General features: G+C 58.4%; 1 protein-coding gene. It reads right to left on the reverse strand.

Annotated features, from left to right (window positions below; translation table 11 throughout):
* Nucleotides 1–202, reverse strand: a 202-nt coding sequence (locus EH240_RS37760) for an EAL domain-containing protein (protein WP_148101217.1), incomplete at both ends; no start/stop codon positions are given.

The raw sequence follows: 202 nt of genomic DNA on the forward strand, positions 1-202 counted from the left end.
CCCGGTGCCGAAATCATCCATGGCGATTTGAACCCCAAGGCTTTTGAGCTGACGCAAGACAGCGAGCGCCCGCCCGATATCCTTGATCAGGCAAGTTTCGGTAATTTCCAGCTCGAGGCGGGACGGATCGAGACCGGTTTCTTTCAGCACTGCCCCGACCAGCTCCGACAAATTCCCGCCGTGGAGTTGCATGGCCGAAACG

Origin of the sequence: Mesorhizobium tamadayense (assembly GCF_003863365.1) — a bacterium.
Lineage (GTDB): Bacteria > Pseudomonadota > Alphaproteobacteria > Rhizobiales > Rhizobiaceae > Mesorhizobium > Mesorhizobium tamadayense.